Origin of the sequence: Alistipes montrealensis (assembly GCF_018362775.1) — a bacterium.
GTDB classification, from domain to species: Bacteria; Bacteroidota; Bacteroidia; order Bacteroidales; family Rikenellaceae; genus Alistipes; species Alistipes montrealensis.
The window spans coordinates 444,772-467,465 of the sequence record NZ_JAGYXY010000003.1; the positions used below are offsets into that span (position 1 = coordinate 444,772).

Below are 22,694 nucleotides of genomic sequence, written 5' to 3' on the forward strand. Positions count from 1 at the left end.
GTATGTCGCGCCATTTTTAATTCTCAATTTTTAATTCTCAATTTTTAATTCTTAATCGAGATTGTTTTGAATCCTGCGATTCAAAACAATCCCAGTTCCTGCAATTTCGCTTCCAGCGAAGGCATGTCGTGGTAGAGGATGTCGCGCGGCTTGGCCCCCTGCTGGCGGCCTACGATGCCGGCGCGTTCGAGCTGCATCATGATGCGGCCCGCGCGGTTGAAGCCCACCTCGTAGTTGCGCTGGATCATCGAGGTCGAAATCTGGCCTCCCGAGACTGCGTCGCGGGCGATCTCGGCAAAGAGCGAATCGTATTTCACGGGCGCCGAGGACTCCTCGCTGCCCATTTGTCCGCCGTCGCCGCCATCGGGCGTATAGTCCGGCAGCGGGTAAGCCGCCGTGTAACCCTGCTGTTTGGAGATGTATTCGCAAATCTGCTCGACCTCCCGGGTCTCGACCAGCGCACACTGGATACGCGTCAGGTCGCCGTCCTTCGAAAAGAGCATGTCGCCGCGGCCGATGAGCTGGTTGGCTCCCGGCTGGTCGATGATCGTACGCGAGTCGATCATCTGCATCACGCGGAAGGCGATTCGGGCCGGGAAGTTGGCCTTGATACCGCCCGTAATGACCTTCACGTCGGGACGCTGTGTGGCGATAATGAGGTGGATGCCGATGGCGCGGGCCTTCTGTGCAAGGCGCATGACAGGGCCTTCGACTTCACGGGCCGTCATGATCAGGTCGGCGAATTCGTCGACCACCACCACAATATAAGGCAGATAGCGGTGACCGTTCATCGGGTTCAGCCGCCGCGAAGTGAATTTCTCGTTGTATTCGGCAATGTTGCGCGCCCCGGCCTTCTTACACAGTTCCAGACGGTTGTCCATCTCCGTGCAGAGCGAGTTGAGCGTATAGACCGCCTTCTTGGGGTCGGTGATGATGGCGTCGTCCTCCGATTCCATTTTGGCCAGGAAGTGACGTTCGATCTTGGCATAGAGCGAGAACTCGACCATCTTGGGGTCGATCATCACGAACTTCAACTGCGCGGGGTGCTTGCGGTAGAGCAGCGAGGTGATGATGGCGTTCAGACCCACGGACTTACCCTGTCCCGTAGCGCCGGCAACCAGCAAGTGCGGCATCTTCGCCAGGTCGAAAACGTAGTTCTCATTCTGGATCGTGCGGCCGATCACCACCGGCAGTTCGGCCTTCGACTCCTGGAAACGCAGCGAGCGCACGGCCGAATACATCGACACGACCTGCTTGTCGCGGTTGGGGACTTCGATACCGATGGTCCCCTTGCCCGGGATCGGGGCGATAATGCGGATACCCAGCGCCTTGAGGCTCTGGGCAATATCGTTTTCGAGGCCCTGGATCTTCGAAATCTTGACTCCCTGCGCCTGCACGATCTCGTAGAGCGTCACCGTAGGGCCTACCGTGGCCTTGATGCGCTGGATCGGAATGCCGAAGTTCTTGAGCGTATCCTCGATCTTGGTCTTGTTCTCGAAAATCTCCTCGTCCGAGACCTCCGAATCGGAAACATAATCCTCCAAAAGCGTCACGGGCGGCTTGCGGTAGTTCACGAGGTCTTTCAGCGGGTCGTAACTCTCCATGGGGATGGCGGCTTCGTCGACCAGCTTCGCTTCGTTGGCCTCGACCGTCACCACGACCCCTTCGGCTTCGGGCGCATCGTCGGCGACGATGATCTCAGTGAAGGGCGCATCGGGATCGGCCGGTTCGGCCTCCCCGCCGGCAGGTTCCTCCGGAGCAGGCGCCGCAGGCGCAATATCGCGTACCACAGGGCGGTCCAGTTCGATCAGTCCGCTGCGGCCGATCACTACACGTCCCTCGGGACGCGAAAGATCCACTTCGGTAAATTCCCCGTCTTCGACAGGAGCCGCCGTCTCTTCGGCAACGGCATCCTCACCGGCAAGGGGCTCCCCGCCGGGCGTCAGTTCCAGGAAGGGATTGTCGTCATCGACGGATTTCTTCGGCGCGACGGGCTCCGAAGGGCGCTCCACATGGATCGGGGCGGTTTTCGACGCGACGGGGTCGGCGGCTTTCTGCGCCGCAGGCTCTGCGGCCTTCGGGGCTGCGGGCTGCTGCACGACGGGCTTCGAAGCCGGTTTCGGGGCCGGTTCGGGTGCAGGTTCCCCGGCCTCTTCATCCCCCGCCGTACGGATATGCGGCACGACTTTATGTTTGAGAATCTCGACGACCTTCCCACTCTTGTCGACCATCACGTTCCCCGCCTCGTTGACTTTGTTGATAAAGTTGCGGTTGATGAAAACGCCCGTAAGTATCCATCCGCCGAGCAGCAGGATGATCGTTCCGAAAGCCCCGATATGCGTCCGCAGCAGAGCCGAGGTCTCGATGCCGAAAGCACCGCCCCACCCCGTCGAGCAGCAGAGGCTCCAGCGGTCGGCGAAGGCGGACCCCAGCGTCAGCGACCCCAGGATCATGATCAGGAACAACGAAAGGATCGAATGGTTGAACAGCAGCGGCCGCTGGCGGATAATCCTTACGCCGATCAGCACGATCATCACGGGGATCAGGATGCCGAACAGGCCGAACGAATAGTCGACCAGCAGACGCCCCAGCCGGGCCCCGGCCCAGCCGCAGAGGTTTTCCGGCTCGACGCCGAGCGTCGCCCGCTCGTCGGGCGAAAGTTTCAGGCCGCTCTGGTCGGCCGTCCAACTGAAAAACGAGAAGAACACCGCGGCGGCGGCGAACAAGCCGATGAACAACAGCAACAGCCCGGCGATCCAGCGCGCACTGTCGCTGTTGGAACGCTGAACGGCCTGCCGTCCGTTGGAGGATGTATTTTTAGATGCCATTTCCCGAATGTCGATATTGTCGAGCGAAGGTACTAATTTTTTCCGACAATTTCGGGGACATTGTGAACTTTCTTGGCGGCTGACCACGATTTTGACCCAAAAGAGACCTTCGGATAAACCGGATTGAATTACCTTTGCACACAGAAAAAAAGCGGCTCCCGCTCCGAAACCGACGAGGGAGAGCCGACAATCACAAACCCCGAACTGCTATGAATCTCCACTATTTTATCGTGGGGCGGTTCTTCCTGCAGAGAAGGATTTTGCAGCCTTCTGCTCGAGGTGGAGGCGGTAGTTCTCGCCGGCAAAAGTATGGAACGTGAAAACGGGACGGTTGTCCGCCGAAGCATGCAGGCCGTACCGGTCGAGGAGGTCCCCGACCCGGCGGGCGACGGCGGGCGACGGATCGACAATAGCAACGCCGCGGCCGGCGAGGATGCGTTCGAGGACGTGTATCAGGAAGGGATAGTGCGTGCAGCCCAGCACGATCTGGTCGGCGCCACGCGCCAGCATCGGCTCCACGGCGGCCCGGACACAGGCCTCGGCCTCGGGAGTATCTTCGCGGTCGGCCTCGACCAGTTCGACGAAACCGACGCCCGGATAGGTCAGGACCTCGATGCCGCTGCCGTATTTGGCGGCCGTGCGGCGGAACAGGTCGCCGTCGAGGCTCCGCTCGGTAGCCAGCACGCCCACCACCCCGCTGCGGGTCGCGAGGCACGCGGGTTTCACGGCCGGTTCCATGCCCACGATGGGCAGGCCGGCATATTTCTCGCGCAAAAAGTCGATGGCGGCGGCCGTAGCGGTGTTGCAGGCCACGACGACCATTTTACAGCCCAGCTCCACGAGCCGCGCAACGGCGGCATCGGCCAGCGCCTGCACCTCCCCGCGGGGCCGCGAGCCGTAGGGGCAGTTGGCGCCGTCGCCGAGGTAAACGAGCGATTCGCCGGGCAGCGCACGCCGGATTTCGCGCCAGACGGTCAGCCCGCCCAGTCCCGAATCGTAAACGCCTATGGGTCGGTTGTCAGTCACGGTCGGAAAAGGTTTTGACGATATATTCGACCAGTTCGTCGTCGGACATCGGGTCACAGTCGACAACCAGCGAAGCCTGCGTATAAAAAGGATCGCGCACCGCCATGTCGTTACGCATGAATTCCACCAGTTCGTCGTCGCTGAGGCCTTGCAGGCGGGGGCGCTTGCGGCGTCCGTAGGGGCTCAGGCGGCAGGCGATCTGCTCCGGCGAGCGGCGCAGGTAGACCGTATTGCCCACGGCGTTCATGCACGCCATGTTGTCGCTCCACGTCGGCAGTCCGCCGCCCGTGGAGACCACAACAAAGGGGTTTCCGGCAATCACCTCGTCGAGGACCCGGCGCTCGGCCTGCCGGAAGCGCTCTTCGCCTTCGTAACGGAAGACATCGGCCACGGAAGCGCCTTCGCGCTCCTCGACCAGCGCATCGGTATCGACGAAATCGACGCCCAGACGCCGTGCCAACTTGCGTCCCAGGGTGCTCTTGCCGCAGCCCATATAACCGACCAGGAATAGTGTTTTCATCGCTGGCGGCCGTTTCAGAACAGGTTCAACTGCTCGGGATCGATCATCTCGTCGGCATCGCCCTTCGCACGCTCGATCTCGAATTCCACGCCCCCGACGATCGTGCCGGGTCGGGGCGCGTCGGCCGGAGTTTTCTCCGGAGCGGATTTCGCAGCCGGTTTCGCAGCGGCCTTCGGAGCCGCTTTTTCCCCGGCGGCCTCCGCTTCGGGACTTTCCGGAGCATCTGTTTCGGGAACATCGGGCAGTTCGTCGCCGTCGAATTCCTCGTCGTCCGTCGGTTCGGGTTCGGGCGGCAGCTCGGGCTCGATCATCCGCAGGCGGTCGACATCGTAGGTCGTCAGGCGTTTGCCCTTGGCGCGGTGGCTCTTGACACCCACAAATTCGTCAACATCGACCAAATCGGCAGGACGCGTGGCATGCGCACCCTTGTAGGTGATCTCCAACTGCGCGCCGGCGCGGTCGGTGACACAGACAAAATCGGCGTCGGCGTCGAGGAAGTCCTGCATCTTGTCCGACATCTCGGCCGTGAAACGCTTCATGTAGTAATACCGCTGGTCACGGTCGTAATAGCACAGGCTGTAAACCCGGTCGGGTTCATAGCGGCTCACGCGGACGGTGTCGTCGGGGAAGTGCTGGCCCAGGTCGTAGTTGGTGATATAGTACTGATTCTTAGAGGTCCACACGATTAACTTGTCGTCGCCCTTGAACTCGCCGAGCAGCTTGCCGCGGCCGTCGGCATTGAGACGGCGCACGTCCTCGTCGAACCAGATGTTCTGCCCCCCGAGCGTCGAGGTTCCGCGCTCCTTCAGCACGATTTTATGGATGCCGTAACGCGAGAACAAATTGCCCTGGCTCTGGCGGCCCTTGATGGCAAGGGTCGAGAAATCGAGGTCGACGATCACCTTTTTCAGGCGCGGGCGGGGCTTAAAGTAAACCTTTAAGACCTCGGCCTCACCGTTCGGATTGACAGACATATAGAGTATCTCGCTCTTAGGCGTTCCCTTGGTGATGTCGTACTCCTTGTCGCGCGTGATACCCTTGATGGCGCAGCGCTTCATCATGATCGCGCCGTTCTTGCCGTCGCGGTAGAGGACGTTATAGATCGTACGGTCGTCGTTGCGTTTGAAGACCCCGATGTAGTGGATGCCCTTGTCGAAAAAAGCCTTGTCGGAAACCTTGGTGATCACGTAGCGCCCGTCCTTGGTGAAGACGATCACGTCGTCGATGTCCGAGCAGTCGCAGACCAGCTCCGCATCCTTCATCGACTTGCCGATGCCGAAGAAGCCTTCGGCCCGGTCGACGTAGAGTTTGGCGTTCGTAACGGCCACCTTCGTCGCCTCGATCGAGTCGAACTCGCGCAGTTCGGTGCGGCGTTCCTTGCCCTTGCCGTACTTGTCGCGGATACGCTCGTAGTAAGCCACGGTGTATTCGGTGAGGTGGTCGAGGTCGTACTGCGTCGACTTCATGTCCTCCTCGATCTGTTTGATCTCATTGTCGGCCTTCTCGCTGTCGTAGCGCGAAATACGGATAAACTTCAGTTCGGTAAGCTTCTGAACGTCTTCAAGCGTTACTTCACGTCGCAGCCGTTTCTTGAAGGGTTCCAGGCCTTTATCGACGGCGGCGTAGGCTTCTTCACGGCTCTTGCAGCCCTCGATGAGCTGGTAGAGTTTATTCTCGATGAAGATGCGTTCGAGCGACGCGGCGTGCCACGCCTCGTTGAGTTCGCCCAGCTTGATTTGCAGTTCGAGGCCCAGCAGCGATTTGGTATGCTCGGCCGAACGGCGCAGAATCTCGGAAACGCCCAGGAAGTGGGGTTTCTCGTCCCAGATGACGCACGAGTTGGGAGCGATCGACACCTCGCAGTCGGTGAAGGCGTAGAGCGCGTCGATGGTCTTGTCCGAGGATTCGTCGGGCGAAACCTGGATGACGATTTCGACTTTGTCGGCCGTATTGTCGTCGACCTTTTTGATCTTGATCTTGCCTTTGTCGTTGGCCTTGATAATCGAATCCTTGATCGACTCGGTAGTCGTGGTATAGGGAATTTCGGTGATGGCAAGCGTACGCTTGTCGATCTTCGAAATCTTGGCGCGGACCTTCACCGCCCCGCCCCTCAGGCCGTCGTTATAGCGGCTCACGTCGGCCATGCCGCCCGTCGGGAAGTCGGGATACAACTGGAAATCGCGGCCCTGAAGGTGCGCAATGGCGGCGTTGATCAGTTCCAGGAAGTTGTGGGGCAGGATTTTCGAAGCCAGGCCCACGGCGATGCCGTCGGAGCCCTGTGCCAGCAGCAGCGGGAATTTGATGGGCAGCGTGACGGGCTCCTCCTTGCGGCCGTCGTACGAAAGCATCCACTCCGTCGTCTTCTTGTTGAAGACCACGTCGAGGGCGAATTTCGACAGGCGCGCCTCGATATATCGGCCCGCGGCGGCCTCGTCGCCCGTGAGGATGTTGCCCCAGTTACCCTGGCAGTCGATCAAAAGGTCCTTCTGGCCCAGTTGGACCAGTGCGTCCTTGATCGAGGCGTCGCCGTGCGGGTGGTACTGCATGGTCTGTCCCACGAGGTTGGCCACCTTGTTGTAGCGGCCGTCGTCGACGACCTTCATCGCGTGGAGGATGCGTCGCTGAACGGGCTTCAGGCCGTCCTCGACATGCGGCACGGCGCGTTCGAGGATCACGTACGAAGCGTAGTCCAGGAACCAGTTCTTATACATGCCCGTGAGCTTGCGCACGCCCCCTTCCTCCTGCGTCAGGCGGTCGAACTTGCCCGCCTTGGCCGGAGCTTCGGCCACAGGGGTTTCGTCATCGGCGGCATCCGCGGTTTCGGGGGTCGAAGCGTCCTCGCTGAACGCTTCGCCGGGAATCAATTCGTCTTTATCTTTTTCTGCCATATTCCTTTAGCTGATTTTCAGGTCCTGCTCCACGATGTCCTCCTCGATGCGCAGGTTGTCGATGATGAAACCCTGCCGTTCGTAGGTGTTCTTACCCATGTAGAACTCCAGCAGGTCGTGGATCGGGTCGTCTTTCGTAATGCGGACCTTGTCGAGCCGCATGTTCTCGCCGATAAACTCCTTGAACTCGTCGGGCGAAATCTCGCCGAGACCTTTGAATCGCGTGATCTCGGCATTGACGCCGCAGCGGGCCACGGCTTTCAGGCGCTCCTCCTCCGAATAGCAGTAGAGCGTCTCCTTCTTGTTGCGCACGCGGAACAAGGGGGTTTGCAGCACGAACAAATGCCCCTGGCGGATGACCTCGGGGAAGAATTGCAGGAAGAAGGTCATCATCAGAAGGCGGATGTGCATGCCGTCGACATCGGCATCGGTGGCGATGACTACCTTGTTGTAACGCAGGTTGTCCATATCCTCCTCGATGTTCAGTGCCGCCTGCAAGAGGTTGAACTCCTCGTTCTCGTAGACCACCTTCTTCGTAAGCCCGTAGCAGTTGAGCGGCTTTCCGCGCAGCGAGAAGACCGCCTGCGTGCGCACGTCGCGGCTCTTGGTGATCGAACCCGAAGCCGAGTTACCCTCCGTGATGAAGATCATCGACTGCTCGGCCAACTCGCTCTTGTCCGTGCGGTGAATCTTGCAGTCGCGCAGTTTCTTGTTGTTCAGGCTTACTTTCTTGGCCGTTTCGCGGGCTTTCTTCTGGATGCCCGAGATCGCCTTGCGCTCCTTTTCGTTCTCGACGATCTTCTTCTGGAGAATCTGCGCCGTCTCGGCATGCTTGTGCAGGTAGTCGTCGAGGTGCTTGGTGAGGAAGTCGGCCACGAAGTTATTCACCGAGACACCCGGCTCGACCTCCTTCGAACCGTATTTGGTCTTCATCTGGTTCTCGAAAATCGGGTCGGTGACCTTGATCGAGATGGCTGCGATGATCGACGTGCGGATGTCCGAAGGATCGTAGTCCTTGTGGTAGAACTCCTTGACGGTCTTGGCAATGGCGGCGCGAAGAGCCGTCTGGTGCGTACCGCCCTGGGTGGTGTGCTGTCCGTTGACGAACGAGTCGTAGCTCTCGCCGTAACCCGTGCCGTGGGTGATCACGACCTCGATGTCCTCGCCCGAAAGGTGGATCGGGGGATAGAGCGGATCCTCGGTCATGTTGTCGTTCACCAGGTCCAGCAGGCCGTTTTTGGAAACATAGCTCTTGCCGTTGAAATTGAGCGTCAGCCCCAGGTTCAGGTAGCTGTAATTGCGGATTTTCTGCTCAACGTATTCGAGGTTGTAAGCGTATTCGCCGAAAATCTCCTCGTCGACGCGGTACGAAATGAACGTGCCGTTCTTCTCGCTGACGCCGCTCTCCCACTTGTCGCTCACTTCGAGGCCCTTGGCGAAGGTCACCGTGCGGGCTTCGCCGTCACGCACCGAACGGGCCGTAAATTCGCCCGAAAGCATGTTGACGGCTTTGACGCCCACACCGTTGAGACCCACTGTTTTCTTGAAGGCATCGCCGCCGTACTTACCGCCGGTGTTCATCTGCCCGACGGCGGCCGCAAGCGACTTGAGGGGGATGCCGCGGCCGTAGTCGCGCACCGAAACCACGTTGTCGACGATCGAAATGTCGATCTGGCGTCCGGCGCCCATGATGAACTCGTCGATCGAGTTGTCGACGACCTCCTTGATCAGCACGTAGAGCGCCTCGTCGGGCTGCGAGCCGTCGCCGACCACGCCGACGTACATGCCGGGGCGCAGACGGATGTGCTCCCTCGGGGAGAGGGTCACGATGGCGTCGTCGCCGTAATTTGCTGCGTTTGAATTGCTATTGAGTAAATCTGCCATAATTCGTTATTTGCGGATTTCGGCCAAAGCGGCGCACATCCGTTCCTGCACTTCCTGCATCAGTTCATGGGTCTCCGTCGCAGCGACCTCAGCGGCCGGGACGGGAGGCAGTACGCGGATGGTGATCCGGTTGCCCCAGTTGAAGAGCATATTCTTTTTAATCAGGGTTTTGGTCCCGTCCAGAACGACGGGAAGAATGTCGACGCCCGCCTCTTTGGCCAGCGTGAAGGCCCCGGCCTTGAAGCGGTGGATTTCACCGTCCTTCGAACGCGTACCCTCGGGGAAGATCGCCACGGAAGCCCCGCGCGAAATCCACATCCTGCCGTCGCGGATCATCTGCTCCAGCGCCTCGGTGGCTCGGCCGCGGTTGATGCAGATGTCGCCGTGCAGCAGAAGATACTGCCCAAAGAAGGGCGTCTTGAAGACCTCGCGTTTGGACACCCAGCGGAAATTGAGCGGGATATAATAGAGCGCGGGAATGTCAATGACCGTATTGTGGTTAACGACGATGACGTAACGTTTCTTTCGGTCGATCAGTTCGCGGCCGACGACTTTCTGCCGCCAGAAAGGCGGGATGAAGAAGAAAATCCGCACCAGGATGCGCGACAATTCGTGCACCACGCGGCGGCCCCGGTCAAAGGGGTAGCAGACGACCAGGGCAACGGCCGACAAAATCATGAAAAAGGTGCACAGAAGCACTAAAAAAAGGTAGTATAAGGCGCTCAACATTGTGTCTGGGGACAATTAGCCATATTAATTCAATCTGCAAATTTAGGAATTATTTCCCGGGATTCCTACCCTGCCGCCGCGCGATTTTTCAACAAAATTTCGACGGACCTATATTTTATGCAGCGAAACGGGCACAAAAAAAGCGGGCCGGAAAAAAAGTTGCGAAAAAATTTGACCCGTCCCCGGGGGAAGGGTCTATCTTTGCACCGTAAACACTTGCGCAAGGTTTATGAAGACAACGAAAATAAAACTTAAAATCGGAGAGTTTTCCAAACTCAACTTCGTCACCGTCAAGACGCTGCGGCACTACGAACAGATCGGACTGCTGATCCCCAACCACGTGGACGAATGGACGGGATACCGCTATTACGACGTATCGCAGATGCAGCGGATGGGCCGCATCCTCTACCTCAAGAAACTCGGGTTCAGCCTCGAAGAGGTCCGCGAAATCTTCGAGGAGCACGGAGGAGAGCCGCCGCTGGAGATGATCCGTGCGAAAACAGAGGAGTGCCGCACGGAGATGGCGGAACTGCGCCGGCGCATGACCCGGCTGAGCGAGTTGGGAAACAAACTCAAAACACGACAGAAAATGGAAAAAGTCATCATCAAACCGCTGCCGGCGATCGTCGTCGCCAGCCACCGCCGCGTCATATCCGGATATGCCGAGTTGTTCGACCTGTGTCCCAACATCATCGGCCCCGAAATGGCCCGCCTCGGGTGCGAGTGCCCCGAACCGGGATACTGCTACACGATCGACCACAACAAGGAATACCGCGAGCACAACATCGACATCGAATACTGCGAGCAGGTGGTCGAGAAAAAGCAGGATTCGGAACTGGTCCGGTTCAAGGAGACCGACGCCGTGCCGACGGCCGCCTGCACCAACCACTACGGCAACTACTCCGCCCTGCCGGAGGCTTTCACCAAGCTCTATGCCTACATCGAGCAGCACGGCTACAAAATCGCCGGAAGCCCCCGCTTCTGCTACATCGACGGCATCTGGAACAAAGAGTCGGAAGAGGAGTGGCTCACCGAAATCCAGGTTCCCGTAACGCGATAGCGGACCGCGGAACCGACACCTGCTATCCCCGCATCTTCACCGATGCGGGGATTTTCGCAGGACAGAACTTAAAAAAGCGCCCGGACGAGCGGGCGCTTCCATGCGCAAAGATCCTACGACGGTTACAATCCTTCGGAATCCTTTTCCGTTTTGGAAAGGAGTCGCAGCATTTTATAGCGCAGACCCGAACCGCCCGCCGGCGGGTTCTTGACCGGAATAATAGCTACGGTCAGCACACATTCATAGCCTTCTTCGAACTCAAAACCGTCGATAGATCCTATTAATTCCCATTTCTCCGATTTCCCGATTTTGCCAAGCAACACCGGAATATCCATTCCGCTCTCGCCGTCGCGCAGCATACCCATTTTCGACGCAACAGTCATTGACACGACCTCTCCGTCATCCTTGTCGCAGGAAAAGAATGAAAAAAGGAGCAGACAAAGCGTTAATGCGAATACCCTCTTCATTTTGCCAATCTACTTAAATGCGGTGCTATAACTTTTCAAAGTTAAAAAATTATGGATAATATTCTGTAACTCAAACAGAATATTTATTTCCTTCTCGAAATAATTTAATGCACTTACGCTCGTTTAAAATAGGTATCAAAAATTTTCTGAAAATTTTAGTACTATGTCTTGCATAGTATAAATATTATTACATATCTTTGCATCGACAAATAAAGTGCAAAGCAGAATATTATGAAAAGACTGATCCTCCTTATCGTAACGCTCGCAATGGGCGCAACCCAGCTCTTTGCGGCACACCTCTGCCCCTCGACGGGCCGCGTGGTCGACGAACAGGGAAAAGCCGTCGAATATGCAACGGTCGTATTGCTGAAAGGAACCGAGCAGGTGACCGGTATGGCGACCGACGCGGAAGGCCGCTTCACGCTGAAAGCAGCGCCCGGCGAATACACACTCCAGATTCAGTACCTCGGATTCGATCCCGTAAAAAAACTGGTGCGCGTAGAGCAGGAGAACGACCTGGGCGATTTCGTGATGCGCAACGCGGCGACAGGCATCGAGAGCGTAGTGGTCGCGGCGCAGTTGGTACGGCGCGAGGCGGACCGTTTCGTGGTCGACGTGGCGAACGCCCCGGCGGCGATCGGCAAGGACGGAGTCGAACTGTTGGAACGCGCGCCGGGCGTGTGGATCGACGGCGAGAAGATTTCGATCAACGGCAAGAGCGGCTCGAAGGTCTATATCAACGACCGGGAGCTGAGGATGGAACCCGAGCAACTGCTGACCTACCTCCGATCGCTGCGCGCCGAGGAGATTCAGAAAATAGAGGTCGTACCCACGAGCGGCGCCGATTACGACGCGGATTCGGCCGGCGGAATCATCCGCATCACGCTGAAAAAACGCCGCGAGAACGGCATCGACGGCTCGGTGGCATTCAACACCAGGCAGGGCGAAATGCTCCACCGCTACTCGCCCTCGGCCAACATCAACATCCATTCGGGCCGCCTGGATTTCTACGCCTCGGCGTGGGGAACTTTCGGAAAAGACAAGACGACGACCGACGAACAGACCCTTTACAACGCTGCGGACAAGACGTTGAACGCCCATTCGGAGATGAAAGGCCGCAACCGTAATTTCGGAGCCAGCGCCGGAACGGTGTTCGAAATAAATCCGCGGCACAGCGTCGGCGCAGAGGTGGAATACTGGCACGACTGGGCGCCGGAGCCCAACGACTCCTACACCGATTTCCTCGACGGCGGCACGACGACGCACACGGACAGTTATTACGACAAGTTCGACCGGCGCAACAACATTTCGGCGACGTTCAACTACATCTGGAAAATCGACACCCTCGGTTCGACCCTCAAACTGCTCCTCGACTACACGCGCCGCGAAAACGAAGGACTGAACGACAATTTCAGCCGTATCACGACCCCTGAAGCCGTCGTCGACTCGGTCTACCGCGACAATGCCGTGAGCCGCTACAACATCGCCACCGCAACGCTGGCGCTGGAAAAGAATTTCTCGCCCAAATGGTCGCTCAAGGCAGGCGCCAAGTACACCTACAACGACATGCACAACGACGCGCTTTACGAATACCGCAAGGACGACGCGTGGCTGCGCAACGACAACCAGAGCTTCACGATCAACTACACGGAGAACATCGCGGCGGCCTACGGGATCGTGTCGGCGAAACTCGGCGGCTGGAGCCTCGTGGCGGGCCTGCGCGGGGAGTACACCCACACGACGGGGAAAGGCGTCGGGCAGGACTACTTTTCGTTGTTCCCCAACGCCAACATATCCTATTCGCTGTCCAGGGAAAAGGGGTATTCGCTGATCGCGCAGTATGCACGGACCATCGAGCGGCCGCGGTTCTGGACCCTCAACCCCCAGCGGATGCAGATTTCGGACTACACCTACCAGACGGGCAATCCGTCGCTCGACCCGTCATTTAAGCACGACGTGAGCCTGACGCTGGTGATGGCCCACAAATACTCCCTCACAGGAGGCGTGCAGATCGTGAACGACGAGATTCAGCAGACGATGAAGGCCGACCCGGAGAACCCCGACCTGCTGCAACTGGCGTGGGTCAACTACGACGCGACAAAAAGCTATTACGTTTCGGCCAACCTGCCGTTCCAACCTACGAAATGGTGGCAGTTCAACGCCAACCTGACCTACATGCGCCGCGGGCAGCGGGTCGAGCAGCACGGCGCGGAAGAGTTCTTCAACTGGGGCTTCATCAACCTCTCGACGACCTTCACGCTCCCGGCGAAATTTTATATCGACATGTCCTACCGCTACCAAAGCCGCCTCGACCTGGGCAACTGCTGGGTGAAGCCGGACCACAGGGTGCAGGTCGGAGTGAAAAAGCGGTTCGGCGAGCGGTTCACCGCCTCGTTCTCGGTGGAGAACCTGCTGGACCAGGGACAGGTGATCGGAGCGCGCGGCGACGGGTTTGTCCGCACGGTCAACGTGAAGCAGATGTGGAGCAACCGCTCCTACCGCGTCGGGCTGACCTACAACTTCAAGTCGGGAAAGGCCTTCAAGCGCAAAGCCGTCGAGGCGGGATCGGCCGACGAAAAGAGCCGCCTGTAACGTCTCCCGGAAATTCGCGGCCCCGGGCCGGAACGGTACATAAATTGCTGCATAAGATGGAAAAAATCCTTCTTATGCAGCAATTTCCGTATATAGCCGAAATTTTCGTCATCGGCGGCATCGCTTCGGCGGCCGTCATCGCCGTCGACCTGCGCCAGTGCCGGCAGCCGATGCGCATCATGAACAGCGTATGGATTCTCACGGGTCTCTGGGCCAGTTTTTTCGGGCTATGGGCTTACTACGCCTTCGGGCGGGTGAAACGCTGCACGCTCGACGAAAAGCAGGAGCACGCGGGAGGCATGGACGGGATGAAATCCGGCGGAATGGAGATGAGCGGGATGGAGATGCCCGGAATGAAAACGGACGAGATGAAGTCCGGCGGAATGGAGATGGACGGAATGCGGATGGGAGAAATGGCGATGCCGCCGCGGAGCCGGTGGCAGTCGGTGGTGCTCTCGACGCTCCATTGCGGGGCGGGATGCACGCTGGCCGACCTTGTGGGAGAATGGTTTCTCTACTTCGTTCCGGTGGCGATCGGCGGCAGTCTGATCGCCGGATCATGGGTGATCGACTACATCCTCGCCCTCGGTTTCGGCATCGGATTTCAGTATGCGGCGATTCGCGGCATGGAGCCGAAGGCCCCGCGCGGAGAGATCGTGCGCCGCGCCGCGAAAGCCGACATCCTGTCGCTGACGGCGTGGCAGGCGGGGATGTACGGCTGGATGGCCGTGGTGATCTTCGCCCTCAACGACGGCTCCGCACTCCCCCGCACCTCGTTCCAGTTCTGGTTCATGATGCAGGTCGCGATGGCGTGCGGGTTCCTCGTAGCGCTGCCGGTCAACATCGGGTTGATCCGCGCCGGGATCAAAAAGGGCATGTAACCGCTACTTCGCGCGGCGCAGGCGCAGGGAGTGGGGCCAGTGGAGGCGCAGGGACTTGCCGACGATGATGAGCGTCACGGCGACGAGGATCAGCGCCACGCCCGTCACGATGCGGGGCGTGAGGCGTTCGCCGAAGACCATGACACCGAAAAACAAAGCCGTGACGGGTTCCAGCGCACCGAGGATCGCCGTGGGAGTAGAACCGATACGGCGGATTGCCCCGGCCATCGTTACCAGCGACACGATCGTCGGGAACAGCGCCAGTGAAACGGCATTGACCCACAGTGCAGGAGTCGGAACCGGTTGCAGGCCGGCGCCGAAACGCAGCCGCACGACATAGACGCTCAGGCCGAAAAGCAGGGCGTAGAACGTGAGTTTCTCGGTCGGAAGCAACTTGAGCGACGAGCGGTTGACGCCCACGATATAGATCGCATAGCAGAGCGACGAAAAGATGACCAGCATGACGCCCCAAAGGCTCAGGGTCTGCCCGTCACCCCCTTCGTAGAGCAGGGAGATGCCCCCGAAAGCCAGCGCAATAGAAAGTACCGTAGCGGCCGTGACCCGTTCGTGGAAGCCGACGGCCATGATGACGGCCACCAGCACCGGATAGAGGAACAGAATCGTAGAGGCGATGCCCGCATCCATGTGGTTATAACTCTCGAACAGGAACAGCGACGAGAAGGAAAACAACAGGCCCATGACAGCCAGCGGAGCGATGTCGCGGCGCGTGAGGGCGAACGACTGCCGCCGGAAAAGCATCAGCGCGCCCAGCATCACGACGGCCAGCAGGTAGCGGAAAAAAAGCACGGAATCCACTCCCATACCCGCCCCGTAGAGGGGCAGCGCGAAGAGCGGATTCAGTCCGTAACTGGCAGCGGCTACGGCGCCCAGCACATAGCCGCGGGAACGTTCGGAAGCCATTTAGAAGGCAACCTGCGGGGCGGTCTCGGTCCCTTCGGCCGATTCGAAATAGGGCTTCTGTTCGAAGCCGAACATCCGGGCAACGAGGTTGGCCGGGAAACGGCGCACGGAGACGTTGTATTTCTGCGCCACGTCGTTGAAATCCTTGCGGGCGACGGCGATGCGGTTCTCGGTTCCTTCGAGCTGGGCCTGCAGTTCGAGGAAATTCTGGTTGGCCTTCAGGTCGGGATAGCTTTCCGACACGGCGATAAGGCGGCCCAGCGCGGAACGCACCTGCGCCTGCGCCTGCTGGAACTGCTGGAGTTTCTCGGGCGTCAGGTCGTCGGCCGAAAGGTTGATCGAGGTAGCCTTGGCGCGGGCCTCGGTCACTTCGTTCAGCGTCTGGCTCTCGTGGGCCGCATAGCCCTTTACGGTGTTGACCAGGTTGGGAATCAGGTCCGCACGGCGCTGATACTGCGTCTCGACGTTGGACCAGGCGCTCTTGAGCCCCTCCTCCTTGTTGACGAAGCCGTTGTACGTTGCATACAGGAAAATTACCACCACGGCGACAACGCCGATCCAAATCCATTTTTTCATAATCCTTATTTTTAAATTCTCAATTTTCACATTTCCTTCGCACTACCATTTCGAGCCGGCTCCGCCGCCGCCGAAAGAACCTCCCCCGAAGCCGCCGCCGAAACCTCCGCCGCCCATGCCGCGGCCGAAGCCGCCGCCGATGATCGTGCCGCCGCCGACGCCACCGCCGAAATTGTCGTCGCGGAGGTTCCGGGCGCGCCGCTTGACCACGGCGCCGCAATTCGAACAGACATAGGTATATTCCACCAGCCGGTAGTTGTGCGTGACGCTCAGCACCTGCTGCGACTCCTGTTTCAGGGTCAGCTTATGGCACTTCGGACAGCGGTGTTTGACATAGTAGTTCACCAGCACGACACCCAGCGGGACCACGATGAAACCGACGACGACCAGGAAGATCGCCCACGCCGGAAGTTCCCCGCCGCCGTCGCCGCTGAGGTCGACCTCGCCGCCTTCGAGAATCGTGGCCGCAGCCGTAACGCCCGCGACCATGCCCGCGCTGTAATCGCCTTCGCGAAAAGCGGGAAGCATATAGTTGAGCTGGATGCGTTTGCAGAGTGCGTCGGGAAGGATGCCTTCGAGGCCGCCGCCCGTGACGAAACGGATTTCCCGCAAATCCTTCACGAGCAGGATGCCCAGGCCGTTGTTGCTTTCGGCGCCGCCCACGCCCCAACTGCGGAACAGCTCGACGGCAAACGAAAACGGATCGCCGCCGGCGATGTCGTCGACGGCAACGACGGCGACCTGAGCAAGGCCCCGCTCGCGCAGGGAAGCGCAAACGGAGTCGATGCGCGCCACGGCGCCGGGCGACAGAATGCCGTCGGGATCGGAGACATAATGCCGCCGGTCCATCTGCTGGACATTGGGAACCTGCTCCGGGCGATAAGTCCCCGCAAGGGAGGGTAACGCGCAGGCGAGCAGCAGGCAAAGGATTGCAATTTTTCTCATAACCTCGGGACAAATATACGTAAAAAAGCGGGATTTGGTATCCGGCCGAAAAGTTTTCGGATCCGGCCGGCAGGACCGCCGAAAAATTGCGGAAATACCCGCTGCCAACCACACGGGGCAGAACCGTCAGCGCGTCAGAATCCGGTAGCTCCAGGGCGCCATATCCTCCTCGACGCGGCCGCGCAGTTCGCAGGGCTCGCCCGTCATGGCGTCGGTGTACATTCCGGCGTAAATACCCGTGTAGTAGTCGGCGTGGATAGCGTAGGGCGAAAGGTTCATCACGGCGACGACGCGGTTGCCGTCCGTTTCGCGGACCATCGTCATCAGGCAGTCTTCGGCGTTGTTGCGGATTTCGATCATCGCACTCCCCCGCTCCCCCGTCGCAAGTGCCGGATTGTCGTGCCGCAGCGCCGTGAGGCGGCGGTAAAATTCCGTGAACGAGTTGGCCTCGTAAGCCGGAATCGGGTCGCGGTCGAAGAAGGCGAACGAATGGTCGTAGCCGATCTCCTGTCCGGTGTAGATCAGCGGCAGGCCGCGCGGAACGACGAAGGTGAAGACGGCCATGATCTCCCGCGCGTCGCCCAGCCGGGTGAACTCGGAACCGCTCCACGAATTTTCGTCGTGGTTCGAGGTGAAAGCAAGGCGCATCGCCGAGTCGGGATAGGCGCTGCGGTCATTATAAATATAGTCGCGCAGGGCCGTGACACGGGTCTGCTGCCGGGCTACATCGTTCATCAGGTGGTGCATCTGCCAGGCATAGCAGGCATCGAAAGCACCCTCTTCGAAGAGATTCGGCTCCTCGGCTTCGGCCAGCATAAACAGATCGGGCTTCACCTGCCTGAGGCGCCGCGAGGTCTCGTTCCAGAAGCCGATGGGGACCAGCATCGCCATGTCGCAGCGGAACCCGTCGACGGCATGCTGCGTGATCCAGAACTCCATGGCGTCGGCCTGGGCCCGCCACACGTCACGGTTGCCGTAATTGAGTTTCGCGGTGTCGGACCAGTCCCACGGCACGGCAGGCTGTCCCGAAGGGTCGCGCTCGTACCACGAAGCGGGTTCTTCGGCAATCCACCGCGCATCGCGGGCCGTATGGTTGGCAACCCAGTCGAGCAGGACTTTCAGGCCGAGGCGGTGGGCTTCGGCGACGAAGGCGTCGAAATCGGCCATCGTGCCCAGTTCGGGGTTCACGGCGCAGTAGTCGCGGATCGAATAGTAGGAGCCGAGCGATCCTTTGCGTTCGCGTTCGCCGATCGGGTAAACAGGCATCAGCCACACAGCGTCAATGCCAAGGTCTTTGAGGAAAGGGAGCCGCGCAGCGGCGGCGGCCAGCGTGCCTTCGGGCGTCAGTTGGCGCACGTTCATTTCATACAGGACGGCCTGGTAGCTCCAGTCGGGGTGCAGGTTCATCGGGCAGATTCTATTTTATGGGTTATCCGGGTCCCGACACGGCAGGGAGTGCCGCAGAGGACGATGTCGACGGGTGCGCCTTCGTTCGAGACCCCGACGGCATCGCGGGTGACCTCGACCGTGAGCACGCGGCCCCGGAAATTGATTTTGAACGCAAGGGATTCCCACGCGGCGGGCAGCTGCGGCTCGAGCGACAGCACGCCGTCCTTCACACGCGTACCCCCGAAACCCTCGACTACCGACAGCCACGATCCGGCCATCGAAGTGACGTGGCAGCCCTCCTCGACCTCGCGGTTGTAGTCGTCGAGGTCCAGGCGCGCCGTACGCAGGTAGAGTTCGTAGGCTTTGTCCAAATCGCCGATCCGCGCGGCGAGGATGGCGTGGACGCAGGGCGAAAGCGACGACTCGTGGACCGTGCGCGCTTCGTAGAAACGGAAGTTGCGGCGAAGGGTTTCGAGATCGAAATCCTCGCCGAAGAAGTAGAGGCCCTGCAACACGTCGGCCTGCTTGATCAGGCACGAGCGGAGGATGCGGTCCCACGACCATTTCTGGTTGATGGGGCGTTCGGCCGGATCGAGGTCCTTTGCCAGGACCTGCTCCTTGTCGAGGTAGCCGTCCTGCTGGAGGTAGATGCCCAGTTCGCGATCCTCGCCGAGGTACATGTTGTCGGCGATTTCACGCCACCGGGCCGTCTCGGCGGCCTCGTCGAAGGAGCGGTTCGCGCAGATGCGGGCGTAGTCGGCGGGACGGTTTTCACGCACCCACCGGGCCGCCTCCGCGGCGTAGCGCATCGACCAGCAGGCGATGTAGGAGGTATACCAGTTGTTATTGACGTTGTTTTCGTACTCGTTAGGGCCCGTAACACCCAGCATGACGTACTTCCGGCGGGCTTCGGACCACGTGATGCGCTGGGCCCAGAAACGCGCGACGGACAAGAGCACCTCCAGTCCGCAGTCGGCGAGGTACTGCCGGTCGCCGGTATAACGGATATAATTGTGGACGGCATAGGCGATCGCGCCGTTGCGATGGATCTCCTCGAAGGTGATCTCCCACTCGTTATGGCACTCCTCACCGTTGATGGTAACCATCGGATAGAGCGCCGCGCCGTCGCGAAACCCAAGTTTCGCGGCGTTTTCGATGGCTTTATCGAGTTGATTAAAACGGTAGACGAGCAGTTCGCGGGCGACGGCCTGTCCGGCAGTGGCCATGTAGAACGGCAGGCAGTAGGCTTCGGTGTCCCAGTAGGTGACGCCGCCGTACTTTTCGCCCGTAAAACCTTTGGGGCCGATATTGAGGCGGGTATCGACACCCGTGTAGGTTTGCAGGAGCATGAAGATGCAGAAGCGGATGCCCTGCTGGGCCGCGGGATCGCCCCCGATGACGATATCGCAGCCGTGCCAGCGGGCTGCCCAGGCGGCCTCCTGCTCGCGAAGCAGCGCATCGAAACCCGTCCGGAGGCCGTCGGCGGCGACGCCGCGCGCAGCGGGCATAAGCTCCGCCGGGGCATGGTTGAGCGACGAGCAGATGCCTACGTATTTATACAGGACGGCGGCACAGCCCTTTTCGCGCCGGACCACAGCGGTCGAACGAACCTTTTCGGGGCGGGTCTCGCAGCACCAGTCGGCCCCGTCGAGCTCGACGGCCTGCGCCCAGGCCGCCTCGAAACCGCTCTTCCGGGTGCGGCTCTGCACAGCGTCGGCGTCGGTCGAGACCTCCTCCCAGAACTTTTCGTCGTAATTGGCGTCGGTATTGCGCACGTCAGCGTCGATATGGGGCGAGAACGTGATCGAGACGGCCCGGTCGAGGGGCGTGACAGTATATTTCACGACGCCCAGTTCACGGCGCGCCAGCGAGAAGAAACGGACAGCCTCGACGGCCACCTCCGCGCCGTTTTTCAGTACGACCCGCATGCGGCGCGTCAGCACCGAGCGGCGCATATCCATTTCGCGGTAAAAGGCCTTTACCTCAGCGGCGGCAAGGTCGAGCGGTTCGCCGTCGACGGCGACATCGACCCCGATCCAGAAAGCCGCGTTCAGGACCTTGGCGAAATACTCCGGATAGCCGTTCTTCCACCACCCTACGCGGGTTTTGTCGGGATAGTAGACCCCGCCGATGTAGTTGCCCTGCAACGAGGGGCCCGAATAGCGCTCCTCGAAATTGGCCCGGCCGCCCATCACACCGTTGCCCAGCGCGAAAAGCGATTCGGAGGACTTTACCCGCGAAGGGTCGAAACGATCCTCGACCAGGCGCCAGGGATCGGTTTTTATAAACTCGTTCATAGCAGATTCATTTTCAGTTCCATCCCGTCGTCCGCCCGGCAAAGCAGGACCCGGGCAGGCGAAATCAGCCAATCGCCGCAATCAGTTTTTCAAACGTAAAACCCTCGAAGGTCATCAGTTGCATCGTGGCCCGGGCCAGCAGCAGACTGCCCCCGACACCCACCGAACGCATGCCGGCGCGCGCTGCGGCCTCGACACCCGCGGCGGCGTCCTCGAAGACCACACACACGGACGGATCGGCCCCCACGGCGGCGGCTCCCTTCAAAAAGACCTCCGGGTCGGGTTTGGCCCGTGCGACCTGCGTGCCGTCGACCACGGCGTCGAACAGCGCCCGGATGCCGCACCGGTCGAGGATCGTCCCCGCGTTCTTCGACGCCGAACCCAGCACCACCCGCGCGCCGTGGCTGCGAACGTCCCGCAAAAACGCCGCCACGCCCGGGAGCACCTCCGAAGGGGTCATCTGCGAAACATAATCCAGGTAACGGGCGTTCTTTTCGGCGGCGAGGCGCTCCTTTTCGGCCCCGGAAAAACGGTTCTCAAGCCCCCCGGCGCGCAGCACGATCTCCAGCGAGTCCATGCGGCTCACGCCCTTGGTGGCTTCGCCCTGCGCAGGAGTGAACTCAAAACCCAGTTCACGGGCCAGTGCGGCCCACGCCAGATAGTGGTAGCGGGCCGTATCGACGATAACTCCGTCCAAATCGAATATGCAGCAGTCGGTCATTCTCAAATTTTCGAATATCAAAGATACAATTTTTTTGCAACATCCTACGTATTATGCAACAGATTACATACACACTTGTAAAATATCAATGCCGGATAGCAGGTGTTTTTCAGAATTAATTTATATCTTTGCGCACGTATTATAATCAACGTCTTATTTTAAACATGAAGCAACTCTGCCTCCTTATCGGGACAGCGATCCTCGGTATACTGCTCGTTTCGTGCTCTGCACAGAAACGCGTGTGGTATTTACAGGACGCACAACCCTTCACACCTGAACAAATCGCCGAAAACGGCCAGATCCGCATCAAACCCCTCGACCGGCTGACGATTGTCGTCAACAGCAAGGACCCCGAGCTGGCAGTGCCGTTCAATTCGTCGACCTCCTACAACTCGCTCACGGGAACCGCCATCAGCAGCGCAGCGTCATCCCAGGCGCTCCAGATGCGCACCGTAGACGAAAAGGGCATGCTCGATATGCCCGTAATCGGCAAGATCGAATGCAAAGGCAAGACCCGCAGCGAACTGGCGCAGACCATCGCCGACAAGATCGTCGAAGGCGGATATATCAACGACCCCACGGTCAACGTACAGTTCGCCGACATGAAGATTTCGGTCATCGGCGAAGTGGCGCGCCCGGGCTTCTACGACATTACGCGCGACAAGGTCTCGATCTTCGACGCCCTGGCGATGGCCGGCGACATGACCGTATACGGCGTACGTTCGGAAGTGGCCGTGACGCGCGAAGTGGACGGCGTACGCACGATCGAATACCTCGACCTCACGTCGACCGACATCTTCGACTCCCCGGTTTTCTACCTCCAGCAGAACGATGTGGTTTACGTCAAACCCAACAAGTACAAGGCACAGGCAGGCGAAATCAGCCAGAACCGCAGTTTTTACCTCTCGCTGGTGGGAACCGCGATTTCGGTGGCGACGCTCATCGTAACCCTCACCAAATAGCCAGTCTC

17 protein-coding genes are annotated in these 22,694 nt (G+C 59.7%); 4 read left to right on the forward strand and 13 right to left on the reverse strand.

Features of this window, described 5'->3' with window-relative positions; genetic code table 11:
- Positions 1–80: 80 nt before the first annotated feature.
- The 6 genes from KG007_RS08030 to KG007_RS08055 form a co-directional block, all read right to left on the reverse strand.
- The gene (locus tag KG007_RS08030; protein ID WP_213348043.1) at positions 81–2,828 is read right to left on the reverse strand and encodes an FtsK/SpoIIIE family DNA translocase; all 2,748 of its coding nucleotides are present in this window, start codon (positions 2,826–2,828) and stop codon (positions 81–83) included.
- 225 nt (positions 2,829–3,053) lie between these two features.
- On the reverse strand, positions 3,054–3,854 hold the full coding sequence (gene murI, locus KG007_RS08035; protein ID WP_213348045.1) for a glutamate racemase: 801 nt from the start codon (positions 3,852–3,854) through the stop codon (positions 3,054–3,056).
- Positions 3,847–4,374 (reverse strand): shikimate kinase, encoded by a 528-nt coding sequence (locus KG007_RS08040; protein WP_213348047.1) that lies wholly within the window; start codon positions 4,372–4,374, stop codon positions 3,847–3,849. The genes murI and KG007_RS08040 overlap by 8 nt, the downstream gene beginning before the upstream one ends.
- 14 nt (positions 4,375–4,388) lie before the next feature.
- Positions 4,389–7,262: a DNA gyrase/topoisomerase IV subunit A gene (locus KG007_RS08045; RefSeq protein ID WP_213348049.1), complete on the reverse strand. Its 2,874-nt coding sequence runs from the start codon at positions 7,260–7,262 to the stop codon at positions 4,389–4,391.
- Positions 7,263–7,268: 6 nt separating this feature from the next.
- Positions 7,269–9,146, reverse strand: coding sequence for a DNA topoisomerase IV subunit B (locus KG007_RS08050; protein ID WP_195460824.1), 1,878 nt, complete (start codon positions 9,144–9,146; stop codon positions 7,269–7,271).
- A 6-nt stretch (positions 9,147–9,152) separates the two neighbouring features.
- Entirely contained in the window at positions 9,153–9,875 is a 723-nt protein-coding gene (locus KG007_RS08055; RefSeq protein WP_195460825.1) for a lysophospholipid acyltransferase family protein, read from the reverse strand.
- Positions 9,876–10,104: 229 nt separating this feature from the next.
- Here KG007_RS08055 and KG007_RS08060 point away from each other — a divergent pair, with 229 nt between their 5' ends.
- Positions 10,105–10,935: a MerR family transcriptional regulator gene (locus KG007_RS08060; protein WP_213348050.1), complete on the forward strand. Its 831-nt coding sequence runs from the start codon at positions 10,105–10,107 to the stop codon at positions 10,933–10,935.
- A gap of 122 nt (positions 10,936–11,057) precedes the next feature.
- On the opposite strand, the gene KG007_RS08065 is transcribed toward KG007_RS08060, so the two are convergent.
- Entirely contained in the window at positions 11,058–11,402 is a 345-nt protein-coding gene (locus tag KG007_RS08065) for a DUF4377 domain-containing protein (protein ID WP_213348052.1), read from the reverse strand.
- A 231-nt stretch (positions 11,403–11,633) separates the two neighbouring features.
- Between KG007_RS08065 and KG007_RS08070 the strand changes: the two genes are divergently transcribed.
- Positions 11,634–13,994 carry an outer membrane beta-barrel family protein gene (locus KG007_RS08070; protein ID WP_213348054.1) on the forward strand — a complete coding sequence of 787 codons (2,361 nt, stop codon included), beginning with the start codon at positions 11,634–11,636 and terminating at the stop codon, positions 13,992–13,994.
- 74 nt (positions 13,995–14,068) lie between these two features.
- Positions 14,069–14,875: a DUF4396 domain-containing protein gene (locus tag KG007_RS08075; protein WP_213348056.1), complete on the forward strand. Its 807-nt coding sequence runs from the start codon at positions 14,069–14,071 to the stop codon at positions 14,873–14,875.
- 3 nt (positions 14,876–14,878) lie between these two features.
- On the opposite strand, the gene KG007_RS08080 is transcribed toward KG007_RS08075, so the two are convergent.
- From KG007_RS08080 to pgmB, 6 genes are all read right to left on the reverse strand, one after another.
- A complete protein-coding gene (locus KG007_RS08080; protein WP_213348058.1) occupies positions 14,879–15,796 on the reverse strand; it encodes an EamA family transporter in 918 nt (305 codons plus the stop codon).
- A complete protein-coding gene (locus KG007_RS08085; protein WP_213348060.1) occupies positions 15,797–16,372 on the reverse strand; it encodes a LemA family protein in 576 nt (191 codons plus the stop codon).
- A gap of 42 nt (positions 16,373–16,414) precedes the next feature.
- Positions 16,415–17,317, reverse strand: coding sequence for a TPM domain-containing protein (locus KG007_RS08090; RefSeq protein ID WP_213348062.1), 903 nt, complete (start codon positions 17,315–17,317; stop codon positions 16,415–16,417).
- Between the two features lie 126 nt (positions 17,318–17,443).
- Entirely contained in the window at positions 17,444–18,724 is a 1,281-nt protein-coding gene (locus KG007_RS08095; RefSeq protein WP_213348064.1) for an alpha-amylase family glycosyl hydrolase, read from the reverse strand.
- Positions 18,721–21,003 carry a family 65 glycosyl hydrolase domain-containing protein gene (locus tag KG007_RS08100; protein WP_213348066.1) on the reverse strand — a complete coding sequence of 761 codons (2,283 nt, stop codon included), beginning with the start codon at positions 21,001–21,003 and terminating at the stop codon, positions 18,721–18,723. The genes KG007_RS08095 and KG007_RS08100 overlap by 4 nt, the downstream gene beginning before the upstream one ends.
- Positions 21,004–21,067: 64 nt before the next feature.
- Entirely contained in the window at positions 21,068–21,745 is a 678-nt protein-coding gene (pgmB, locus tag KG007_RS08105) for a beta-phosphoglucomutase (protein ID WP_249413280.1), read from the reverse strand.
- 143 nt (positions 21,746–21,888) lie between these two features.
- On the opposite strand from pgmB, the gene KG007_RS08110 reads away from it, so the two are divergent.
- Positions 21,889–22,686: a polysaccharide biosynthesis/export family protein gene (locus KG007_RS08110; RefSeq protein ID WP_195460836.1), complete on the forward strand. Its 798-nt coding sequence runs from the start codon at positions 21,889–21,891 to the stop codon at positions 22,684–22,686.
- The last annotated feature ends 8 nt before the right edge of the window (positions 22,687–22,694 follow it).

What these genes read in the sequence shown, in the direction of transcription:
- KG007_RS08050 (WP_195460824.1), bottom strand. Translation starts at nt 9,146, where the DNA reads ATGGCAGATTTACTCAATAGCAATTCAAACGCAGCAAATTACGGCGAC.
- KG007_RS08070 (WP_213348054.1), top strand. Translation starts at nt 11,634, where the DNA reads ATGAAAAGACTGATCCTCCTTATCGTAACGCTCGCAATGGGCGCAACC.
- KG007_RS08060 (WP_213348050.1), top strand. Translation starts at nt 10,105, where the DNA reads ATGAAGACAACGAAAATAAAACTTAAAATCGGAGAGTTTTCCAAACTC.
- KG007_RS08110 (WP_195460836.1), top strand. Translation starts at nt 21,889, where the DNA reads ATGAAGCAACTCTGCCTCCTTATCGGGACAGCGATCCTCGGTATACTG.
- KG007_RS08040 (WP_213348047.1), bottom strand. Translation starts at nt 4,374, where the DNA reads ATGAAAACACTATTCCTGGTCGGTTATATGGGCTGCGGCAAGAGCACC.
- KG007_RS08045 (WP_213348049.1), bottom strand. Translation starts at nt 7,262, where the DNA reads ATGGCAGAAAAAGATAAAGACGAATTGATTCCCGGCGAAGCGTTCAGC.
- KG007_RS08075 (WP_213348056.1), top strand. Translation starts at nt 14,069, where the DNA reads ATGCAGCAATTTCCGTATATAGCCGAAATTTTCGTCATCGGCGGCATC.
- KG007_RS08080 (WP_213348058.1), bottom strand. Translation starts at nt 15,796, where the DNA reads ATGGCTTCCGAACGTTCCCGCGGCTATGTGCTGGGCGCCGTAGCCGCT.
- KG007_RS08100 (WP_213348066.1), bottom strand. Translation starts at nt 21,003, where the DNA reads ATGAACGAGTTTATAAAAACCGATCCCTGGCGCCTGGTCGAGGATCGT.
- KG007_RS08065 (WP_213348052.1), bottom strand. Translation starts at nt 11,402, where the DNA reads ATGAAGAGGGTATTCGCATTAACGCTTTGTCTGCTCCTTTTTTCATTC.
- KG007_RS08095 (WP_213348064.1), bottom strand. Translation starts at nt 18,724, where the DNA reads ATGAACCTGCACCCCGACTGGAGCTACCAGGCCGTCCTGTATGAAATG.
- KG007_RS08055 (WP_195460825.1), bottom strand. Translation starts at nt 9,875, where the DNA reads ATGTTGAGCGCCTTATACTACCTTTTTTTAGTGCTTCTGTGCACCTTT.
- KG007_RS08030 (WP_213348043.1), bottom strand. Translation starts at nt 2,828, where the DNA reads ATGGCATCTAAAAATACATCCTCCAACGGACGGCAGGCCGTTCAGCGT.
- KG007_RS08085 (WP_213348060.1), bottom strand. Translation starts at nt 16,372, where the DNA reads ATGAAAAAATGGATTTGGATCGGCGTTGTCGCCGTGGTGGTAATTTTC.
- KG007_RS08090 (WP_213348062.1), bottom strand. Translation starts at nt 17,317, where the DNA reads ATGAGAAAAATTGCAATCCTTTGCCTGCTGCTCGCCTGCGCGTTACCC.